Here is a 19,635-nt window from a genome sequence, read left to right on the forward strand (position 1 = left end):
TTATAGGCCAGCTGGGATTATTTCTGGATGTCCCGGTGGTTGACGCTTGTCCGGTGCCCGTTTTCCAACAGATGGTCGTATAACAGCTGCGCCAACGCCACCGAACGGTGTTTCCCTCCCGTACAGCCAATGGCAATGACCAGCTGGCTCTTCCCCTCGTCGCAGTAAAGCGGAAGCATATAGTCAATCAGGCTGATTAAGCGCTGGACAACCCCCTTGGTCTGCTCCCATTTCATCACATAGGAGTACACCGGTTCGTCCAGCCCGGTGAGGTGCTTGAGCTCCTCGATATAGAACGGATTGGGAAGGCAGCGTACATCAAAGACCAGGTCCGCCTCGGTAGGGATTCCATACTTGAATCCAAAGGACACGCAATGGACCATCAACGCCTGCGAAGAATCGCCCAAAAACAGATTGGAAATGCGCTCCTTCAACTGTGCCGGGGAGAGGAACGACGTGTCGATGATGTAATCCGCCTTCTCCCGGACCGGCCGCAAAATCTCGCGCTCCAGCTTGACCGCCTGCTCCAGCGAGCCGAGGTTGTTCTCTGCCAGCGGATGCTTCCGGCGCGTCTCTTTAAAGCGGTTGATCAGCACATAATCGTTTGCATCCAGGAACAAGATGCGGTAATGCTTGTCCTCATTTTTTAAATCATCCAGCGTCTCAAACAGGCTGCTGAACATATCGCCCCCGCGGATGTCGGTGACAACCGCGACGCGGGAAAAGGTGTCCCCCGCTTTGGCACACAGATCGTAAAAGGTGGGAATCAGCTTTGGTGGGATATTGTCCACGCAATAGAAGCCGATGTCCTCCAACGCATCCACTGCCCGGGACTTTCCCGCCCCTGATAGGCCTGTGACGATTAAAAATTCCATGAAAACTCGCATCCTTTCCTGCTAAACATCCGGGGCACGAAATGCCGCTGGGCGGCCTTCGGCCCGGTCAAGATACCAGCCGCACCTCGCATTCCAGGGAAACCCCCGTCTCCCTGCGCACGGTCTCCTGGATGATCGCAATCAATTCCAAAACATCCTTGCAGGTGGCGTCCCCTAAATTCACAATAAAACCCGCGTGCTTTTCGCTGACGGCAGCGCCGCCCACACGGCGCCCTTTGAGTCCACACTGTTCGATCAATGCGCCCGCATAATGGCCCTCCGGCCGCTTGAACACACTGCCGGCACTGGGTTTATTCAAAGGCTGTTTCGCCTTTCGGCTGTTGTAATGTTCCTCCATCAGAAGGGCAATCTGATCGGCATCCCCACGCTGCAATTCCAAGGTCATGGAAACGATCGTGCAGCCGTTTTCCATGTAGGCGCTGTGCCGGTAGCCGAACTGCAGCGATTCCCCGGATAAAATGCCAAACGTCCCATCCGGCGCAACATGGCTGACCGACGACACGACGCTGCTCATATCGCAATTGTAAGCGCCTGCATTCATATAAACCGCACCACCGGCCATGCCTGGAATGCCCCAGGCAAATTCCAACCCGCTGAGTGCGCGGCTTTTTGCAAAATTACAAAGGCCTGCCAGGGAAACGCCCGCCCCGCATACAAGCTCCGTTTCGCCGCGCTGGTGGATGTCGCAAAACGCATCGTCCAAATATACGACAGCGCCGCGGACTCCTTCGTCGCTCACCAGCAGGTTGGAGCCATTTCCAATCATCAGGACGCGCACGTCCATTTCCTTCGCTTCCCGCAGGAAATCGGACAGCATTGCCACATTGTGCGCTGTGACAAAGAGATCCGCGGGCCCGCCGATCTTAAAAGTGGTGTGCCGGCTCATCGGCTCCTCATAGGCGACACTGCACCCAAAGGCCAGGGCTTTTCTCCCAAGCATGTCAATTTGGTTCATCGTGCTCCTCCCTCACAAAACATGGTATCAAAGCAGGTTCAGCTCCAACAGCGGGTCCTGATACACCTGGGTATATTTTCTCAGATAGGCTTTAAAGCGCTCGACACTGGAATTGACCACCAACTCTTCCGGAAAATCCAATTCTTCCAGCAGGCGCAGAGAATTTTCAAAGCAGCCCACACGGGCGGAAAAATGCGAATCCGTATTGACGACAATTGGCACCGCATGCCTCTTACAGAGCTGCATGATCTGCACACAGTTTTCCACCGAGCTCCGGCGGTTGCTGAATGTCGCTTCATTGAGTTCCACTAGCTTGCCGTTGTGCCCAAACTCCGGGATAACGCGCTCATAGTCATACGGAAATTGTGCGGAACCGCTGTGCCCGATGACCTGGATATGCGGATTCTTGGCAATGTTCAGCCACGCGTTTGTAATGGCTTCTACCGAATGCGGCCCCTTGGGCATGGCGGGATCGTGCATTGAGGCGACGATCCAATCCAAGCTGTCCACATCGCTGTCCTGAAGGTCCGTATTCCCATCATAGTCCACCACGTCGCATTCCTCGCCGCGCAGGACCAGAACCCCTTCCAGCTTATGCGGAACAACCACCAAATTTTGAAAGTACCACTTTCCCGGGGCACCTGGCATCGCTACGCCGTGATCCGTGATCGCAATGGCGTACAGCCCTTTTACAGCCGCCGCATGCACCATCTCGCTGAGCGTGGAGTATGCATGGGTGGACGCCAGGGTATGGCAATGGGTATCTGCAATAATGTTCATTGTTCTCTGCTCCATATGCAATAAAATGTACGGGGCGGTCCTGCGCAATAGAACCGCCTCCGTATGAGAAATTCTTTGATCGCTGTATTCGGAAACCGTTCGCTGGGACGGCATCCAAACCGCTGCGCGCCACCGGCATCAAGCCCTCTTATAGATCCAATTCGAGCTTCTTTTCATCCTCTTGCAGCGTGGAGACGTCCATGCCCAAGCTGGCCAAGAGCTCCGTCGCAGCGTTATAGCCCATCTTTTTCTGGCGGTTGTTCATAGCCGCCACCTCTATGATGATCGCAAGGTTACGGCCGGGCTTGACCGGGATGGTCAGTACCGGAACCTTAATGCCTAAAATCTCCGTATATTCGCTGTCGATGCCCATGCGGTCATAGACTTTCTTATTGTCCCAAATCTCCAGGTTGATGACAATATCGATCTTCTCCGTCACCTTGACCGCGCCCATACCAAAGATCCGGCGGGCATTGATGATCCCGATGCCGCGCAGTTCGATAAAATGGCGGATATTCTTCGGCGCGGAACCCACCAGGGATTTCGCAGAAACGCGGCGGATCTCCACCGCATCGTCCGCAATCAGGCGATGGCCGCGCTTGATCAGTTCGATCGCGGTCTCACTTTTGCCGACGCCGCTGTCGCCCACCAGAAGAATTCCTTCGCCGTACACCTCCACCAGCACGCCGTGGCGTGTGATGCGGGGCGCCAGTTCCACGTTCATGAACTGCACCAACGCCGCCACCAGGCTGGACGTGGTTTCCTGCGTGCTCAGCAACGGCACATCATTCCGTTTGGTCGCCTCCAGCAGCTCCGGGGCCGGCTCCAGGCCGCGCGCAATAATCGCCGCCGGCGGCTTCTGCGAAAACAGCTCGTCCAGGACCTTGGCGCGTTCCGCCGGGTCCATCGACGCCAAAAACGCCGTCTCCGCGTTGCCGAAAATAACAATTCGGCTTGTATCATAATAATCAAAAAAACGGTTCAGTTCCAAACCAGGACGGTTGACGTCCATGGAGGAGATCATAATTTTATCCGGGTCGCCGCACATATTAATGACATCCAGAGAGAGTTCCTGCATCACTTTGGAAAGGGATACGCGAAATTGACTGGTTGGCATCATAGATACACCTGCTTTCCTTTTCTTTTCCAATCGACAACCTCCTCCCAGAAGCTGCCATCGGTCCGATGGCCTGGCGCCATCCATAAAAATCTCTGTTGTTATTATATATCAATCCTGGAGAAGTTTAAAGGGAAATCCCTAAAATAATATGGAGGATTTTCTATCCCAGAGGATGGAGAATATGCTATAATGATGTCATATTGTTTAATGAACGTACATTTCGTTCAACGGTCTTTCCGAACCAAATCGGAAAGAGAATCGATATAGGGATGGTTAAACATGAAAATAGCACTGTTTTTAGAAGCCTACCTCTCCCAGGCGAGCGCCTCGGCCACCCATGTGTCCCTACTGGCGGAAGGGTTGGTCAAGCTGGGCCATGAGGTCTTGATCGTCACAACGGACCCGGAAACCGACGACTGTTATGAGCAGGACGGCATCCTTTGCTGCCCTGCGAAACCGAGCGCCAGCCTCTTTGGCCAGAGTGCTCGCGTTTCAAAGCTGCCGGGCCTCATGCCGATGATCGAAGCATTTTCGCCGGACTTGATTCATATTCAGACTTTTACAGAGATTGGCGGTATTGGCCTCAAATATGCGCAAAAGCACCAGTTGCCGGTCGTGTGCACCATACACGAACTGCAGGACGTCCTGGAGGGATACGGCGCCAACCGGCCCGCGGTGTTATTTAACAAGCGCCAGGGACAGACACTGATGAAAAAAATTCTATCCGGCTCGGATGTCATTACAACCGCTTCCAAAAAATGCGCGAAAGCCGTCCAAGCATTGTTTCCCTGCCAAATCCATACAATCCCCTATTGCGTGGATACGGAGCGGTTTTGCCCCCGCCCCTTGGACGACCCTTCCAAGGAAAGTATGCGCACGCGGCTCCATCTGACGGACGGGAAAGTGGGGTTCGTCTTTTCCGGGCGCCTCAGCGCGGAAAACCGGGTGGATGACCTTCTCGCTTTTTGGAGCAAGGCTGTCGCGCTCCGGGACGATCTGCGGCTCATATTGGTGGGCAGCGGTCCGGACGCGGCAGAGCTTCACGAGCGGGCGCGCGTCTTGGGGGTTGGCGACAAGGTCTTTTTTGCCGGCAGCCTGACGCGGGACGATTTGAGTCTATGTTTTTCCGTGTGCAAGGCGTTTGTCAGCGCTTCGGATTCGATCACCATGGAAGCCGCGCCGATCGAGGCCATTGCCAGCGGCTTGCCGGTCATTTTGCGGCCAGCCAGCGCAAACGCGGACCTGATCATCAGCGGTGTCAACGGCTTTTCCTATGAAACGTCCGACGAACTTGGAGATATTGTCAAAAAGCTTGCGCAGCTCGACGCAGACGGGGAGCTCCTGATGCGTAAGCTTGTCAGCAAGACTGCCGCCAGCCTGACCGATCTCAACCAGGCAAAGGCGCTTGTCGCTTGCTACGAAATGGCGCTCGGCCGTCACACGCAAAGTTGACCCATTTCCCTGCATAGATTTCCTTTTTCGAAGCCATACTATGGAAAACGAAGAAGGAGATGTTTTTCATGGCCCGTGCCCGCAGGGGGATCGACTTTGATACCGAAATTATGAAGGTGGATGCCCAGATTACCCGCTGGAAGAAAACCATCATTGAATTGGAAGAAAAACGGAAAGAACTGCTGAACGCCAAGCGTGAAGCGGAAATCAACGCGCTCTATGACGCCATACAGCGTTCGGGAAGGACGGTCGACGACGTGCTGTCCTTGCTGAGCCCGACGCCCGCCGAACACGCGGGCTGACTTCCAGCAGTTCCCTTGTGATCCCAGGAACCCTTCTGCATATACTAGTAGTCCACCGGCATCGAATGATATGCGTTTGATCCCGGTGAACGATGGGAATCCGTATGCCCTGCATACGAATTTCATTGCGGAGGTGTTTTCATGGACAACCGATATGGCGGCTTTAACAAGGGCATCAACGGGGATATCTCGGCGGCTAACTACTTCGATTCCCTCCCTCTGGAGGTAAAGGAAGAGCTCAACCGCCGGGCTGCGGATATCCATTCGGTATCCGACCTCGAGGTGCTCGCCACCTATCTGGATAACAAATTGGAATCGTAAAATCACCGGATGCAAAAAATACGCCCGGACATGGCTTTTCAGCGATGTCCGGGCGTACCTTTCTGTCTTTCATTTAAATACGGATCAGCTCATAATTGCGGGTGCCAAGGCCCATCTCCTCTGCATAATCGATGGTGACGCGCCAATTGGTCGTCGGATGGGTTGCATCGAAGTGGTCATGCACAGGCTTCCCGTCGATGACGCTTCCCGCCATTGCAGGCTGCTGGTTGCACAAATCCGCGCAGGCCATATCCAAGGCCACCGGGTCAAAAGAGGCCAGCATGCCAACATCCGGAATGATCGGCACATCGTTTTCCGCATGGCAGTCACAGAACGGCGAAACATCACAGATCAGGCTGATGTGGAAATTGGGTTTCTCGCGGAGAATCGCCGCGGAATACTCCACAATCTTTTTGTTGAGGATGTCGTTTGCCTCGTCGTCCGGCGATTTTACGGCGTCCATCGGGCAGGCGCCAATGCAGCGTCCGCAGCCCACACACTTGTTGTGGTCAATGCTGGCCTTCCGGTCCGTGATCGTGATCGCAGAATGCGCGCAGTTCTTCTGGCACGATCCGCATCCAACGCAGAGCTCCTGATCGACAAACGGCTTTCCGCTGCTGTGCATTTCCATCTTACCGGCGCGGGAACCGCATCCCATGCCGATGTTCTTAAAGGTGCCGCCGAAGCCCGTTGCCTCGTGGCCCTTGAAATGCGTCAATGTTATGAAAATATCTGCATCCATGATGGCACGGCCGATCTTTGCTTCCTTCACGTATTTCCCGTCCGGAACCGGGACAAGCGCTTCATCCGTACCCTTCAGGCCGTCTGCAATGATGACATGGCAGCCGGTCGCGAAGGGGTTGTAGCCGTTCTCATAGGCGGCGTCCAGGTGATCCAGCGCATTCTTGCGGCGCCCCACATAGAGCGTATTGCAGTCCGTCAAAAATGGGCGGCCGCCGTTGCGCTTCACCAGGTCCACGATCACCTTTGCGTAATTGGGACGCAAATAGGCCAAGTTACCCGGCTCGCCAAAATGGATTTTAATCGCTGCAAATTTATTTTGAAAATCCAGCTGTTCAATACCAGCTTTTACCACCAGTTTCTCCAACTTTTGCAAAAGGTTTTGGTTTAAACTGGCCCGGAAATCCGTAAAATATACCTTTGCTTTCTCCATGTTTTTTCCTCCTTTGTCTTTTCGCCATGCACGAACATGGGGGCCACATCTTGGCCAAATACTCCATCGATCAGTTTTATTATTATAACAAACTCATGTTTGCTTGACAATGGCATTGCCTAGGACATTTAAAAATTTATCCCTTCCTTTGGCCGCCGGAATGCACGCGCTTCCCCAGAGCCGTGATAACCCCCATCTGTGTACGGGCAGTCGCACGGAAAGCATCCCCTTGGATCAACCCTTTGACGGAAAGCTGTATTTTGCCCAACGGCGTTTGGAACACGCTGGTAAAGGTGCATTCATCCCCCCGCACCGTGCCGCCCGTAAACGGATGCCGGCCGCCCATCGCCTCCAGTATGCCGCTGAGACGCTCCCCGTCGGTCTTAAGTGTCAACGTTCCATTCACCGGCCCCATGGGTGTTTGCATGACGATGCTGTATTTTCCATCAACCATGTGGATGTTCCTCCCTTCGAAAGTCCGAAGCGATCTCCCTGGATTTTTCATACTTCCAAAATATGCAGAGAATCCCAGGCAGTGCATAGAGATTCAAAAGCAAACGGGCATCCGTCTCGCCGGTGCCCGTCAACTAACAAAATCTTTTATTTTCCCAGTAGGGACGCCTTTTTTCGCATCCAATACTGGCTCATGCTGTAATAAGAGTCCTCTGTCACCTCATTGGACAGCCATTCCGGAGGCTGGAACGCCAGCGCCTCTTCCACCGAAGGAAATTCCACTTCCGCATAGAGGAAGGCCGTCGGTTCTCCGCGATCCACCCAGCTGCATTCCAACCGGCGTCCATCCCCCAGCGCATAGACGCGGTACTCTTTGCGGATCATGGGAATTTCCAAAAGCTCTTCCAGCTCATCAAACGTCTCCTTTGGCAGATCCAGCTCAATTTCTTTCCGGCAAAGCCGTCCCTTTCCCTTGAAGCAGAGCACGTAGCTGGTCTTTTCTTTTGAGACCTTTTTGCGGATTCGGACAACCGGCTCCACAGATAAATACCCCTGAAAGGCCTCCGCTTCTTCCAACAGCGGCAAGTCTGGAAATTCTTCGATTAGAAATTTTCTCTCAATCTCCTGCATGATCCGTCCTCCAAATTCATCACACGTGGTTTCTTCACCCCAAAGGGCTCCTAAACCATCCAAACGGGATTCCAAAAAAACAAAACTTTGTGATGATTATAGCACATTCCCCGCACGTCTACCAGCCATTCCGGTTATGTCCTTTGAAAAGAACTGTTCATCGCCGGTCAAAGCGCTTTGGCATGTTTGTTGGGCTGGAAATCCAAATGTTCCCCTACCCGCAGCCAACGATAAATATGGAAAATTTCCGCCAATGCGCACAGCTTGTCCGCTGTACTGACGACAAAACTTTCTGCGTATTTGGGAAGTGCAGGGGTCAGTGGCCACATATGTTTCACGATAATATCCTTTTCCTTGTCATTTAGGGTAAAGAGATGCGTGGCATTTACCAGCGCAGTGATCGGATGCATCGTCATGTGATGCCCCTCGTGTGTCCTCCAATCATACAAATATAGATCATGCAGCAAACCGCCGCGCGCCGCCGAAGCAGCATCCAAATGAAATTTCCGGCAGAACAAAAAACTTAAATATGCTACAAACAGGCAATGCTGCAAACAATTGGCATCCTGCACATGCTGCCGGACCTCTCTCATCTTTTGTACTTCCGGGTTGTTTAAAAGGTCCGCGACACATGCACGGAAGGCCGCACGATTTTCTAAGTTCCACATGAATCTCAAACTCCTCCTATCTATCTGACCTACTTTGTCAAATACAAACGGAGTATACCACAAAAAGAAGCACGATCGGGGCGATTTTAAAGTCTTTTAAGGCAAACGTAAGAAACCTGTAAGATTCCGCGTTTATTTCTAATTAGAAACAAATGTGTTCTATAATACGCAATTTCACTTGTTTTCACTTTTTTTACAATTATCGAATTTTTCTAGGAAAACCGGGCATCCTTTTAGAAACGAGCGTCCCATTTTCTCTATTGAACCAATAACCCCCAGTTGACTTGCTATTTAGCGCGTGCTATCATGAGTTAAAATTTTTTCAAGGAGTGAAGGAATATGATGAAAAAATGGATTGCTGTCATCATGATTGCAGCCCTTACATGTACGTTGTTTGCTTGTACCACCTCCGATGAAGGTTCTTCTTCCTCTCAAATGGAGTCGTCTTCCTCGGTATCGGAGTCCTCCTCTGAAGTAGAGTCTTCTTCTGAGGCGGAACCTACCACCCCTACCGATGAATCCGGTGAGGATGCAACTTCGACCGATCCCTCGTCGACCACACCAACGGTTGACAATACCAATGCCGGTCAAGGTGCAAATTCGAAAAAATACACCCAAACGGACGAGAACTTTACTTTCCAAGATGGCGTGTACAAGCGCATCTATGGGAATCGCGCCATGTTCGTTGTGACCAAAGATCCTACGAATTTATCCAATAAGGAACTCAACGATCTTTCGGAAGCAACCGCGGGACAGTATCTGAAGGATGACTATTATTGCACGGTCTGCTTTGTAAAGCCAGACAATGCAGACGGTACCTTCGACATCACCTCTACCAAATCCGACGATCGAACTGCGGTGATTATGTCGTTGCATAAATCTGACTCGACAAAGATGACCATCAATCTGAAAGAACGTCCGTTACAGGAATATATTGATAAGCAGGTAGCCAAAGCAAAGGTCAGCTCTTAAATCTAAGTTGATCTGAAAACCGCGCCGGGAGGTTTTCCGGCGCGGTTTTTTGTGTCCACTCCATGCTCCCCGGCATAAGATGTATTTGGAATATTCCAAATCTTTGCTCGGAGGTAAAGAGCATGAAAATTTATCCAAACGAAGAGCTCCATCATGCATGCTGCAATCCCTCCTGTTGTCCACCGCCTTGTTGTCCTCCTCCACCCTGCTGCGTCCCTTGCTCGATACCAGGACCTACTGGCCCAACTGGCGCCACCGGCCCAACCGGGCCGACCGGAGAACGCGGTCCAACTGGACCCACTGGGCCGCAGGGAATCCAGGGGGTGCAGGGACTTGAAGGGCCTCGTGGTTTAACTGGGCCTACTGGAAGTACCGGACCAACTGGGGCTACTGGACCTTCGGGACCTACTGGGCCAACAGGGGCTACCGGGCCATCCGGCCCTACTGGACCGAGCGGGCCAACGGGGGCTACCGGGCCATCCGGCCCTACTGGACCGAGCGGGCCAACAGGGGCTACCGGGCCATCCGGCCCTACTGGACCGAGCGGGCCAACGGGGGCTACCGGGCCATCCGGCCCTACTGGACCGAGCGGGCCAACAGGGGCTACCGGGCCATCCGGCCCTACTGGACCGAGCGGGCCAACAGGGGCTACCGGGCCATCCGGCCCCACTGGACCGACCGGGCCAACAGGGGCTACCGGGCCATCCGGCCCCACTGGACCGAGCGGGCCAACAGGGGCTACCGGGCCATCCGGCCCCACTGGACCGAGCGGGCCAACAGGGGCTACCGGAGCGACAGGGCCATCTGGATCCACTGGAGCACCCGGAGCCGCTGCCACTATTGCCGTTGGAAGTGTTACTTCTGGGGAGCCTGGCAGCAATGCCGCTGTCACCAACTCTGGAACGCCGGAAAATGCCGTATTTGATTTTGTCATCCCACGGGGCTTGTCTGGAAAAAATGATGTACCGGATGTCCTTACCGCGTTGAATGGCACCCAACAGATCACTACCAAAGGGGAAGCGCTCATATTCCAAGAGACGCCCTTGGTTGTCGGCTTGGCAATTTCCCATTCCCCTTGTTCCTCTCAGGTACAAATCAATCAGCCTGGGATCTATCAAGCCGCCTTCCATTCAACAATCAAGGCGGCTCCGGGTATCTCTATACCTGCGCCAGTTTCCGTTCATCTCTATCAGGGTGGCCAACCAGTTCCTGGCGCCGTTGCTAGCCACACCTTCTCTTCTTCCCGTGAGGTTGATACCGTATCTTTCCACGTATCATTCCAAGTGACATCTGCCCCCAAAACGCTGCAAGTTTTTGTCGATGATGCAGGGTTTATCTTCAGCGACAGCACTTTGACCGTCATACGTTTGGGTGCCACTTCCTGACCCATCTCTCCGCAAGAACCTCCATTTTGCTGGTAGCTTAGAAAAACTACCAGCAGAAGCCACAAATTTCCATTGCAGTCTTTGCTGGGGATTTGTTATAATAAGGGCGCCCTTTCTCTTTGCGGGCATAGCCGTTCCAGTAAAATGCTGCTGGAGCGGCTTCTTTTTTTATCTCTTGCTTGGCAAAACGCCTTTTGCCAGGGATTGCAAGATTTATTCATAAGTTCGTCCATGATTCTTAACGGAGGTTTCGCACTTCATTCAAACCTCGTACACAATCCACTTGTATACTATAGACATTGAAAAAAGCTGTTACAGTCTATGGACGGACGGAATACCGGTCCATAGACTCGACAGACCATCAGCAATTCCTCTTCCGACATCCGAAAAATTGCGCGACAACTCTTTCGGATGTTCCCAGAGGTTTCTATATATAGTAGGATTTTATTCATTTTACTTCATGCCCTCCTTTCTTTTAAGCGCGACCGTTTGGCCGCGCTTTTTCATTCTTTTATGTGTTGTGATTACTGATTCTCCTGCGCACCAATAGACGGGAAAGGGCCTGCGCATTAAAGGGGATGACTGGATACAGATAGCCTCTCCCTGAAATCGTCTTACTGGAAATAAGCACTACAAACATAAGCACTAATCCCGCGATATATCCCCATACATTCCATATGGCTGTCAATATTAATATTAAAACGCGAAATAGTTTAAAGGCATATCCCAGTTCAAAGCTTGGCTGCGTAAAGTTTGCAATCGAGACAAATGCCATAAAAAGCACCACTTCTGGGACAAACCACTTCGCTTGTACCGCAAAATCGCCTAATACCAGTGCTCCCACCACACTGAATGAATTGCTCAAAACACTGGGCGTATTTAACGATGCCAATTTTAAGCCATCAATAATAAATTCAATAAGCAGCAACTGCGCAACAATCGGCACCCCATTGGGTTCTTCTATACGGATAAACCCCAACCACTCTGGTATCCATTGCGGGTTGCATTCTAAGAGATACCAAGTTGGGGTGAGGATGAGCGTCAAAAGGAACACAATTATGCGAACCGTACGTAAGTAGGTCCCGATGAGGGGAGGAAAATAGTAATCGTTTGTATCTTGTATAAAATCAAAAATGGAGGTTGGTAAGACCATAGCAGATGGGGAATTGTCCACCAAAATGACAATGTTCCCTTCCAAAATGCTTGCCGCCGCTGCATCCGGCCGCTCCGAATAGCGCACCTTTGGAAATGGATTGTACCATTTGGGTTTGACCAAGCATTCCGCCAGGCTTTCCTGATTCATAGTCAAGGCATGAATTTGCACCTGCTCCAACTTTTTCCGCACAGTGTCCAATATTCCTGAATCAACCATGTGTGCCATATAGCAAAGCACAATGTCGGTCTTGGACTTGGTCCCAACCTGCACGATCTCCATCGTCAGATCTGGATCTCGGATTCGGCGGCGGATTAGCGCCGTGTTATTGACCAACGTCTCTACAAACCCATCCCGTGAACCGCGCAGAACACGGTCGTCATCCGGCTCGCTCACCCCTCTTGCCGGGTAAGTCCGTGCGTCGATCATCATCGCCTGATTAAACCCCTGTACTAGCAGGCAAATAGTCCCAGACAAAATTCCTGTTGTAATTTTGTCGCAGCACTCTTCGCAATCTACTTCCACATAAGGGATAAATGCATTCGCGAATTCTTGGGAAGTATCGATCCCTTCCAGATCTTCCGATTTTAAGGCCATAAGATATTCCATTAGCTTTTCCATGATATCATCCTTGGTAAAGCCATCAATAAAATAGAGGACCGCTCTCCTTCCCGCCACGCGAATTTCCCTTCCAATCAGATCAAAATTTTCGGATAGCCGGAGCCGCTCATTTAGAATCTGACGGTTATCTTCATATTTCGAGGAAAGTGTTTCCTTCTTCAAATTTCCCGCCTCCCGGTTCTTTGATCTCTATAGTATGTGGAAGATGGGAATCGTTATGTATAGAGAACCATCATTTGCACACGTTTGTGCCATAAAAATAATTATAAATTATCCATATAATTCATAAAGGTATCTTTTCAACTTTTATTGACAATATCCTCAAAAACACGTATACTATTTTTAACAGACATGAATAGGAAAAGGAGTGTTGCGTTATGTCGTCCAACCCACTCTTGTTGCTGGATAACAACACAATGATGACCGTTGTAAATCACGGAACCTTCAAGTGTACCGATGTCACATTCGAAGAGGCCAAAGCAATTATTGAGTTGCATCCGCAGGAGGACATTTTAAAATGCTTCTCAAACTTGGATATCGAGGAAATTATTTTTGATTATCTTGGTATTAAAAAACGCGATTTCCAATATAAGCGTATCCGGGACATGCATCTAGGGCAGGAAGGTATTGTATTTAAGCTCTATGTGACTCCTTCGGAAACGCAGCCTATTATCCGAACCGATAAGGGGAATGAAGCCAAAAAGATCCAAAATGTTTACGTATATTGCCAACTGATTTCTAGAGTAGAATAAGTATAAAAGCGCCTTTGGAAGAGATAGAACTGCTCTGAACTACACGGACAGCCAAAAGCGCCCAGCCAGTTGGTGTAGGAAAATAAAGCTCTAAGCGGAGTGGCGCAGCGGCAGCGGCGCCACTCCAATTTTTAGTTGAATGCGCTCATGGTTGCAAAATTTGGTGTTGGCTTTTCCCGCCCAAAACTGCCGCTTCATCGATTCTTGTATGGATGTATTGCTGGCCCATCTGACCCCATTTCCTATGCCGCCGCATTCCGGACAGCCGATTATACTTTTTGCGTGATACAAAGCACTTTGGATTTTTGTAAATGTTTTGACGTTTCCGCCACAACCACATCCAGCGATAGCCATAAGCACCCCCGCATTGCTCGCGCCGTGTATGGCAGAGTAGATCTTTTCCTACTTGTTTACTCTGCAAACCCAATTCTTTCGCTATTTCTTTTCCAACTTTTTCTTTCGCCTACAATCCTGGACAACTGGAAGAAGATTTTCCCTTTTCCCATTTTCTCCCCATATCATTCCCCCCTGATGTAGTACTTCTATTTTCCTACATCAGGGGGCGTTTTGTCTATTGTCCGATTTCACGGATTCGGTTCAAGACTTCCGTGCTTTTATGCAGTAACTTTTTCTCATAGGAGAGGCAACCAACATCCCACAAAGGAACCTATGGCTGGTGACTTAGGCGTATAAACTCTTCTCCTTATAAGAACCATTCTGGTTCACGACGGATTGCACACTTTTTTCAAAGGCCACGCTCGCCGGAACAAACATAAGTTTTGGAAAATGCCTGGCCCCCTGTGGGCAGGCGGCAATACAAGCCGTACAGGAGATGCAGCGTGTTTGATCGGTCTTCCTTGGATTGGCCGGATCAATCGCATGAACTGGGCAGAGCCGTGCACAAAGGCCACACGACGTACAAGTTGTATCTGCGGAAGGCTTCATGGGAACATTTGAGATCTCCCGGTAGGGTTTATTCCCCTTAACCTGTAATTCTTTCCAATTCATCCGGCCGCTCTGTAACCGCTCGATACATTCCGCGGAAAATAGATCCAATTTTTCGAGATCCTCCGCATCCGGGCGCCCCGCAGCGACCTTTGTAAAGATCGAATGCTGCGCGACCACTGCTGCTGCACCGATAACCAAAAATGCCTGCTCCTCAAGCATATTCTTCAATTCCAATAAAGCGTCGTCATAATCACGGTTTCCATAAACCGCAACTGCGATCGCCGGCGTCTGGGCCCCTTTTAGGGATTGTAGCATAGGGATACATGGGGTGGGGATACGCCCTGAAAATACCGGTACACCAACCAGAAGCACATCTTCCGGTTGCAATGTTTTGGGTGTTACATCCGGCTCCTTCAGCAGATCCCATGTATGTTTTTCTCCGTCCATCTTAGCGGCAATCCGCTCCATAACCACTTTGGTCGTTCCTGACGGACTAAAATATATACACCAAATTTTTCCCATCTGTATCTCCCTTTCCATTTTGCTATATATGTTCAGTGTAATGCTTTTGTGAGAATGTGTCAAACCCCCTACTTGTAACTTTCAAAATTTCCTTTTCGCATGGAAAAGCCGCCCTGCAAACACAGGGCGGCTTTTTAGAGGAAGAATTTATGAAAAAGAAACTTGCAAACAATTTTATATCCCTTATTGGATTGTCTTTAGTATACGGTATGAATGTGAACGTTTTCTGAAGAAAGATCGAATTTTTTAAGAAAACGTAGCCCCAGAAACAACCCCTTATCCATCTATGGGTGCAATGCTCTGTGCGATTGCAAGCACATCATCCTTTGTGAGATCAGGGTCACGGACATACAAAAAGAATAGTGCATTATCAAGATACCCATATAACATCTGGGTTTCCCCTTTTTGGATATACAAGGCGTCATGTCCGTTCAGCTGGAACGTCTCTGTATAAGCATCTTCTGTGTCAACTTTCGTCCCACCTTTAAACATCTGGTTGAACCGAATCAATCCACCGTCCTCATTTCTGTACGCAATGCGCACAAGGCGGTTCGGCTCCCGAATAAAGGGTTCCCCGTCCATCGTATAGCCATCTGGTATATACTCCGGAGCATGCGCCACAAAGGGTATTTCCTCCTGTAGGGATTCAGCAGGGGTAAAGTCAATCTGTGTATGTGTTGGGAACACTTGCGATATCACTTTAAAGAACCACTCTCGTGCTGCGCTGACCGTCATAATCGTGGTACCTGCAGCAATCAATAGAGCGAGGAAAAACACAGCCACACGCTTTGCATAGTGCGTCAGGTTACGCATCCATGGTGAGCGGCGTTCATCACGGATTAAATGAAGGATTTTTCGATCAAATCGTTTTGGAATGCTGTATTTATTTTTAAGTTCTTCATCCGACGGCAAATTATTTAACTCTTCTTGTCTAATTTCTGCAAGAGCTCTCTCTAAAAGCTCGTCGCTTAAATGGATCATATTCCCTCCATTTCCTCCAGCGCTTTCTCAAGTTTTTTCTTTCCTCTCTGTAAAATTTTCTTTACATAATCAACGGAAAAACCCGTAATGCTGGAAATTTGATTGAGCGGCAATTTTTGTAAATGCCGTAAGGTCATCACATCCCGGTAGGTCTGTGGAAGAGAGCGAAGCACATCCACAAGCTGGCCATACGCTTCTTTCTCTTCTAATTTTGCACCCGGCCTGAGATTCTCCGGAGCTTCTACCTCCGGAACATCTTCCCAAGGAATTGCCACCCCCTCTCCTTTCCCAGTCCGTAGTAAATCAATACAAGTGCTTCTAACTACTATAACGATAAAATGTTTCGTTTGGGGACAATTTATTTCTCCTATTTTCGAAAAATTTTTGATAATGCGGATAAAAGCCTCCTGGACAGCATCTTCTACGGCAGATTCCGTATGAAAATAGTCTCTAGATACATGAAACATGAGCTGTTTATATCGATGGTACAATTCTTCAAATTTCCGCTGATCTTCCTCTGAATCAATTAACAATAATAACATTGCAAGCATTGAACACACCTCCCATCAATATAAGCATTATAGTTTTATTATACCATAATATTCCCCAAAATTAGCCAAATTTCTTGATGTTAAACTTACTTTTCCCTTAAAATAGAAAATAGGCCCTGTGTCGCCAATCCGGCACACAGAGCCTGCTAATTTACATATAAAAATAGGCTTATTCCCTTGCTAACACTTTTTTCAGGTACTGCCCTGTATAGGAGCCTTCCATGTTTGCAACCTCCTCCGGTGTCCCAGTTGCAACAATGGTCCCGCCGTTGTCTCCGCCTTCCGGCCCCAAATCAATAATATGATCCGCTGTCTTGATGAGATCAAGGTTGTGTTCAATCACAACCACCGTATTCCCCGCATCCACCAGTTTCTGCAGCACATCGATCAGCTTATGGACATCCGCAATATGCAGGCCGGTCGTGGGTTCATCGAGAATATAAATGGTCCGTCCAGTGGAACGTTTGCTCAGCTCTGTGGCCAGCTTCACGCGCTGTGCTTCTCCTCCGGAGAGAGTCGTAGCAGGCTGGCCGATCTTGACATAGCCCAACCCGACATCCTGAAGGGTCTGGAGCTTGCGCGCAATCCGCGGAAGACTGGAGAAAAACTCCAAGCCTTCCTCGACTGTCATTTCCAAGACATCATAGATGCTCTTGCCTTTATATTTGATCTCCAATGTTTCACGGTTATAGCGCTTTCCCTTACACACATCACAGGGGACATAGACATCCGGCAAAAAATGCATCTCAATCTTGATGATGCCGTCGCCTTGGCATGCCTCACAGCGGCCTCCCTTGACATTAAAGGAAAAGCGTCCGGACGTAAAGCCGCGCAGTTTTGCATCCTGCGTCGAAGCATAGAGCTCCCGAATGTCGGTAAAGACACCCGTATACGTGGCCGGGTTGGAACGCGGCGTCCGCCCAATTGGGGCCTGGTTGATTTCGATCACCTTGTCCAGCGCCTCGATCCCTTTAATCTGTTTAAACGCCCCGGGGCGGCATTTGGCTCCATTCAAATTGGAGGCCAGATATTTATATAAGATCTCATTGATTAGAGAGGATTTGCCTGAACCGGACACCCCGGTAACACAGACAAATTTTCCAAGCGGAATATCCACCGAAACGTTTTTCAAATTATTTTGTGCGGCACCGATGATCCGTAGCTTTTTCCCATTCCCTTTGCGGCGTTTCTCCGGCACTTCTACTTTTTTTTGCCCGCTGAGATATTGCCCAGTGATGGATTGCGCACAATCCACAATCTCTGAGGGCTTTCCATTAAAGACCACCTCGCCGCCATGGATTCCTGCTCCTGGCCCAATGTCCACAATGTGGTCCGCTGCGCGCATGGTGTCTTCATCATGCTCAACGACGATGACGGTGTTCCCAAGGTCGCGCAAATGTTTTAATGTCCCCAATAGCTTATCATTATCGCGCTGGTGCAGGCCGATGCTTGGCTCATCCAGAATATACAATACCCCCGTCAAAGAGGAACCGATTTGGGTTGCCAAGCGGATACGCTGGCTCTCGCCTCCGGAAAGCGTCCCGGAAGAACGGGAAAGCGTCAAGTATTCCAATCCCACGCTTTGCAAAAATCCCAAGCGGCTCTTGATCTCCTTGAGAATAGCTGCCGCGATCATGGTGTCGCGTGCGCTGAGCTCCAAATGGTTGACGAAATCCAAAGCCTGTGCAACCGATTTTTCGCAGAGATCGGCGATATTGATGCCGCCCACAGTCACCGCCAGGCTCATCGGGGAAAGGCGCTTGCCATGGCAAGCGTCACAGGGAATCGCACTCATATAGGTTTCGATTTCTTCTTTGATCCAGCTGCTCTGCGTCTCCCGGAAACGGCGCTCCAAATTGTTGATAATCCCTTCAAACTCCGTCATATAGGTTCCGCTACCATATTCGTTGCGGCGTTCCAATTTGATCTTCTCACCCTTGGTCCCATAGAGCAAAATATCAATCACTTCTGGCGGAAGTTCCTCAATCGGCGTATCCAAGGAAAAATGATAGTGCTTTGCCAACGCATGCATATACATCGTGGCAATGGTGCTGCCCTCCATTGCCCAGCCGCTGCCCTTTATCCCGCCCTGGTTGATGGACAGGGCTTTATTCGGCAACACCAAGTCCGGGTCGATCTTCATAAAGACCCCCAATCCGGTACATTTGGGGCAGGCCCCATACGGGTTATTAAAGGAGAACATCCGGGGGGTCAGCTCTTCGATACTTGCGCCGTGCTCTGGGCAAGCGTAGTTTTGACTGAAGGTATAATCTTTTTCCGGTGTGCTGATGACCACAATTCCCCCAGCCAGGGAGGCCGCTGTTTCAATCGAATCCGCTAGGCGGGAATGGATTCCAGGCTTAATTACCAGGCGGTCCACCACAATTTCGATCGTATGTTTGTTGTTCTTTTTTAATTTAATGGTCTCAGAAAGATCGTAAAGGATTCCATCCACACGTACACGTACAAATCCGCCTTTGCGTGCGGCCTCAAACTCCTTCACGTGCTCCCCTTTCCGCGCACGCACCACCGGGGCGAGCACCTGGATTTTAGTCCCCTCCTCCATGCGGAGCACCTGGTCGACGATCTGATCGACCGTCTGTTGCTTGATCTCCCGGCCGCAAATAGGGCAATGGGGCACGCCGATCCGCGCGTAAAGCAAGCGCAGATAGTCGTAAATTTCCGTCACCGTCCCAACCGTGGAGCGCGGGTTCTTCGAGGTAGTCTTCTGATCGATGGAAATCGCGGGGGACAGCCCTTCGATGTAGTCCACGTCCGGTTTCTCCATCTGTCCCAAAAATTGGCGCGCATAGGAGGAGAGCGACTCAACATAGCGGCGCTGCCCTTCTGCATAGATCGTGTCAAACGCAAGGGAGGACTTTCCGGAACCGGAAAGTCCTGTAAAAACGATCAGCTCATCGCGTGGAATTTCAATATCGATGTTTTTGAGGTTGTGCTCCCGCGCACCCTTTATAAAAATATTTTTTGCTACCATAGCG

General features: G+C 50.4%; 20 protein-coding genes. 6 read left to right on the forward strand and 14 right to left on the reverse strand.

Going from position 1 to position 19,635, the window contains the following annotated elements:
• Nucleotides 1-17 precede the first annotated feature (17 nt).
• The 4 genes from rapZ to hprK form a co-directional block, all read right to left on the reverse strand.
• Complete coding sequence (gene rapZ / locus B5F54_RS00635; RefSeq protein WP_087229019.1) at nt 18-875, reverse strand: RNase adapter RapZ; 858 nt, start codon at nt 873-875, stop codon at nt 18-20.
• Between the two features lie 67 nt (nt 876-942).
• A complete protein-coding gene (gene murB / locus B5F54_RS00640) occupies nt 943-1,851 on the reverse strand; it encodes a UDP-N-acetylmuramate dehydrogenase (RefSeq protein WP_087229022.1) in 909 nt (302 codons plus the stop codon).
• Between the two features lie 27 nt (nt 1,852-1,878).
• Complete coding sequence (locus B5F54_RS00645; RefSeq protein WP_087229024.1) at nt 1,879-2,631, reverse strand: phosphatase; 753 nt, start codon at nt 2,629-2,631, stop codon at nt 1,879-1,881.
• A 148-nt stretch (nt 2,632-2,779) separates the two neighbouring features.
• The gene (hprK, locus tag B5F54_RS00650) at nt 2,780-3,748 is read right to left on the reverse strand and encodes an HPr(Ser) kinase/phosphatase (RefSeq protein WP_087229574.1); all 969 of its coding nucleotides are present in this window, start codon (nt 3,746-3,748) and stop codon (nt 2,780-2,782) included.
• 282 nt (nt 3,749-4,030) lie between these two features.
• On the opposite strand from hprK, the gene B5F54_RS00655 reads away from it, so the two are divergent.
• From B5F54_RS00655 to B5F54_RS00665, 3 genes are all read left to right on the forward strand, one after another.
• Nucleotides 4,031-5,203 carry a glycosyltransferase gene (locus tag B5F54_RS00655; protein ID WP_087229027.1) on the forward strand — a complete coding sequence of 391 codons (1,173 nt, stop codon included), beginning with the start codon at nt 4,031-4,033 and terminating at the stop codon, nt 5,201-5,203.
• Nucleotides 5,204-5,271: 68 nt separating this feature from the next.
• Nucleotides 5,272-5,505: a hypothetical protein gene (locus B5F54_RS00660; RefSeq protein ID WP_087229030.1), complete on the forward strand. Its 234-nt coding sequence runs from the start codon at nt 5,272-5,274 to the stop codon at nt 5,503-5,505.
• 141 nt (nt 5,506-5,646) lie between these two features.
• Nucleotides 5,647-5,826, forward strand: coding sequence for a hypothetical protein (locus B5F54_RS00665; protein WP_087229033.1), 180 nt, complete (start codon nt 5,647-5,649; stop codon nt 5,824-5,826).
• A 73-nt stretch (nt 5,827-5,899) separates the two neighbouring features.
• Here B5F54_RS00665 and B5F54_RS00670 read toward each other — a convergent pair whose 3' ends face one another.
• From B5F54_RS00670 to B5F54_RS00685, 4 genes are all read right to left on the reverse strand, one after another.
• Nucleotides 5,900-7,000, reverse strand: coding sequence for a DUF362 domain-containing protein (locus B5F54_RS00670; protein WP_087229036.1), 1,101 nt, complete (start codon nt 6,998-7,000; stop codon nt 5,900-5,902).
• Nucleotides 7,001-7,136: 136 nt separating this feature from the next.
• Complete coding sequence (locus B5F54_RS00675) at nt 7,137-7,454, reverse strand: hypothetical protein (protein WP_087229039.1); 318 nt, start codon at nt 7,452-7,454, stop codon at nt 7,137-7,139.
• A gap of 146 nt (nt 7,455-7,600) precedes the next feature.
• Entirely contained in the window at nt 7,601-8,083 is a 483-nt protein-coding gene (locus B5F54_RS00680; protein WP_191395551.1) for a hypothetical protein, read from the reverse strand.
• A gap of 167 nt (nt 8,084-8,250) precedes the next feature.
• Nucleotides 8,251-8,751 (reverse strand): HD family phosphohydrolase, encoded by a 501-nt coding sequence (locus B5F54_RS00685; RefSeq protein WP_191362401.1) that lies wholly within the window; start codon nt 8,749-8,751, stop codon nt 8,251-8,253.
• Nucleotides 8,752-9,090: 339 nt separating this feature from the next.
• Between B5F54_RS00685 and B5F54_RS00690 the strand changes: the two genes are divergently transcribed.
• Together B5F54_RS00690 and B5F54_RS17960 are read left to right on the forward strand one after the other, a co-directional pair.
• Nucleotides 9,091-9,723 (forward strand): hypothetical protein, encoded by a 633-nt coding sequence (locus tag B5F54_RS00690; protein ID WP_087229042.1) that lies wholly within the window; start codon nt 9,091-9,093, stop codon nt 9,721-9,723.
• 944 nt (nt 9,724-10,667) lie between these two features.
• Nucleotides 10,668-11,108, forward strand: coding sequence for a hypothetical protein (locus B5F54_RS17960; RefSeq protein ID WP_191521137.1), 441 nt, complete (start codon nt 10,668-10,670; stop codon nt 11,106-11,108).
• A 511-nt stretch (nt 11,109-11,619) separates the two neighbouring features.
• Here B5F54_RS17960 and B5F54_RS00700 read toward each other — a convergent pair.
• Nucleotides 11,620-13,044 (reverse strand): spore germination protein, encoded by a 1,425-nt coding sequence (locus B5F54_RS00700; RefSeq protein WP_087229048.1) that lies wholly within the window; start codon nt 13,042-13,044, stop codon nt 11,620-11,622.
• 215 nt (nt 13,045-13,259) lie between these two features.
• On the opposite strand from B5F54_RS00700, the gene B5F54_RS00705 reads away from it, so the two are divergent.
• A complete protein-coding gene (locus B5F54_RS00705; protein ID WP_087229051.1) occupies nt 13,260-13,634 on the forward strand; it encodes a hypothetical protein in 375 nt (124 codons plus the stop codon).
• Between the two features lie 90 nt (nt 13,635-13,724).
• Here B5F54_RS00705 and B5F54_RS17235 read toward each other — a convergent pair whose 3' ends face one another.
• The 5 genes from B5F54_RS17235 to uvrA all read right to left on the reverse strand — a co-directional run bounded on the left by B5F54_RS17235 (nt 13,725) and on the right by uvrA (nt 19,631).
• Nucleotides 13,725-13,988, reverse strand: coding sequence for a hypothetical protein (locus B5F54_RS17235; protein WP_140400296.1), 264 nt, complete (start codon nt 13,986-13,988; stop codon nt 13,725-13,727).
• Between the two features lie 327 nt (nt 13,989-14,315).
• The gene (locus B5F54_RS00710; protein WP_140400297.1) at nt 14,316-15,122 is read right to left on the reverse strand and encodes an EFR1 family ferrodoxin; all 807 of its coding nucleotides are present in this window, start codon (nt 15,120-15,122) and stop codon (nt 14,316-14,318) included.
• Between the two features lie 258 nt (nt 15,123-15,380).
• Nucleotides 15,381-16,085, reverse strand: coding sequence for a DUF4367 domain-containing protein (locus B5F54_RS00715; protein WP_087229056.1), 705 nt, complete (start codon nt 16,083-16,085; stop codon nt 15,381-15,383).
• Nucleotides 16,082-16,636, reverse strand: coding sequence for an RNA polymerase sigma factor (locus tag B5F54_RS00720; protein ID WP_087229059.1), 555 nt, complete (start codon nt 16,634-16,636; stop codon nt 16,082-16,084). Before B5F54_RS00720 ends, B5F54_RS00715 begins: the two co-directional genes overlap by 4 nt.
• A 169-nt stretch (nt 16,637-16,805) precedes the next feature.
• Nucleotides 16,806-19,631 carry an excinuclease ABC subunit UvrA gene (uvrA, locus tag B5F54_RS00725; RefSeq protein ID WP_087229062.1) on the reverse strand — a complete coding sequence of 942 codons (2,826 nt, stop codon included), beginning with the start codon at nt 19,629-19,631 and terminating at the stop codon, nt 16,806-16,808.
• Between the last annotated feature and the right edge of the window lie 4 nt (nt 19,632-19,635).

The sequence above is a fragment of the Anaeromassilibacillus sp. An250 genome (assembly GCF_002159845.1).
GTDB classification, from domain to species: Bacteria; Bacillota; Clostridia; order Oscillospirales; family Acutalibacteraceae; genus Anaeromassilibacillus; species Anaeromassilibacillus stercoravium.